At 41.2% G+C, this 1,331-nt stretch carries 1 protein-coding gene; it reads right to left on the bottom strand.

Annotated features, from left to right (window positions below):
* Positions 1-1,331 (bottom strand): DUF6531 domain-containing protein (locus DL92_RS0117410; RefSeq protein WP_026668436.1); only part of this gene is annotated, 1,331 nt, incomplete at both ends.

Here is a 1,331-nt window from a genome sequence, read left to right as displayed (position 1 = left end):
AGCCTGTCATCGTCATAGGTATAAGAAACACACCTGCCCGCCTGATCGGTAACAGATGTCATAAGAGTAACTCTTATTTTTCCAAGTTCATTGAAGATACATTTTTCAATATACTCAAATGTAAGAGTGTTTCCGTTCTTGGTACTTATATGTGTAACACAGCGCTTGCCTCCAACGATATCGTATGTAAAAGATACATTATCGCCGTCGAAATCTCCAAGCGCTACAAGATATCCCCTGTCATCAAATCTCTCATATGTGCCGTCATCCTGAGTGATAACATAGCCGTCGGAGAGCTTTTCAAGGAGTCCTTGTTCGCCCTGCGTTTCGAAATAAAGGTCTTTGTCATATACATCGTCGATCTTTTTATACTCGCCTTTACTTCCGTCAGACTTTTCTATCTTTATTATTCCGTCTTCTTCCACAATTCGCTTTTCAAAGGTATGCTTCCAGCCTTTTCCGAGGCGTCCGCCCTTTTTGTCCATTGCATTATAGAATCTTCCAAACGAAAGAGGATATTTACCTCCAAGTTCAATATCAACGTGTTCATTTATATAGTTTCCGCTGCACATATTTACAGGGTCATACTTAAGAATTGTACTGAGCACGTTCTTACCAAGTTTATCCACAAAACTTCCCGAACCCTGCGCTTTATTTACGCTGTCCTCAAGGAAATCACCAAGCCTTTCGATAACGCCCATCTCAATGTTGCCGTCACCATTTACAAGTAATCCCTTGCAGCTTCTGAGATCTTCAATCTCCTGTTTTAACTTGCCTATTCTATAAGGAAAACTAACAGACGATATCTTGGCCGCCTGCTGATTATCGAAATTGATGAACCTGTTGACAAGATCAAGGATCATTCCGTCCTTTGATGCGTCTCCGCAAAGATTCCCGTAAGCATTTGATGCCATAAAGAAATCGTATTCATCGCAGTTTCCGTACTTACTTCCAAACCTGCTGTGAATGTTATCCTTTAAAACCTCCATGCTTGTTGCCCATGTTTTATAAACTGAGGCACAGCCGTGAAGTTCTATGTTAAGTCCTTCAAGAACGATCGTACTTATCTTGGCATCATCAGCTTCATCAACCGCAGCTTTAAATCCATTTACATACTCCGTAAGAATGGTTCTAAAGTCCCTTTCAATCCTTAGTATTTCATCAAGCTTTGCCTGCTCAACTGTTCCTACAAGGAGTTTTGCCTTATCGGCACTCTTTCCTTCCCAGTTTGCTTCCCCTGTAAAGCTGTCCTGCGCTCTCTTATGCGCTGCAGCTTTTTCTTCATATTCATCCATAGCAGAAAAAAGGTCACTTATGTAAGCATTGAATTC

This window comes from Butyrivibrio sp. AE2005, from assembly GCF_000686965.1.
GTDB classification, from domain to species: domain Bacteria; phylum Bacillota; class Clostridia; order Lachnospirales; family Lachnospiraceae; genus Butyrivibrio; species Butyrivibrio hungatei_A.
This window is presented reverse-complemented; position numbering and strand designations above follow the sequence as displayed.